1 rRNA gene is annotated in these 567 nt (G+C 54.1%); it reads right to left on the reverse strand.

What is annotated here, in order from left to right:
• A 16S ribosomal RNA gene (locus tag VA603_RS00265) occupies positions 1-522 on the reverse strand; the annotation flags it as partial.
• Positions 523-567: the final 45 nt, after the last annotated feature.

The raw sequence follows: 567 nt of genomic DNA on the forward strand, positions 1-567 counted from the left end.
GCTGGCACGAAGTTAGCCGGTGCTTATTCTTTGGGTACCGTCAGAACAACCGGGTATTAACCGATTGCTTTTCTTTCCCAACAAAAGGGCTTTACAACCCGAAGGCCTTCTTCACCCACGCGGTATGGCTGGATCAGGCTTGCGCCCAGTGTCCAATATTCCCCACTGCTGCCTCCCGTAGGAGTCTGGACCGTGTCTCAGTTCCAGTGTGGCTGATCATCCTCTCAGACCAGCTACCGATCGTCGCCTTGGTGGGCTCTTACCCCGCCAACTAGCTAATCGGGCATCGGCTCATTCATTCGCGCCAGGCCCGAAGGTCCCCGGCTTTCACCCGTAGGTCGTATGCGGTATTAGCGTAAGTTTCCCTACGTTATCCCCCACGAAAGAGTAGATTCCGATGCATTCCTCACCCGTCCGCCACTCGCCACCCAGAGAGCAAGCTCTCCTGTGCTGCCGTTCGACTTGCATGTGTTAGGCCTACCGCCAGCGTTCACTCTGAGCCAGGATCAAACTCTTCACTTAAAACTACATGTCCGAAGACAATAACTTTAGCTGCAGAAATTCAAC

The organism is Stenotrophomonas capsici (genome assembly GCF_034961085.1).
Lineage (GTDB): Bacteria > Pseudomonadota > Gammaproteobacteria > Xanthomonadales > Xanthomonadaceae > Stenotrophomonas > Stenotrophomonas capsici.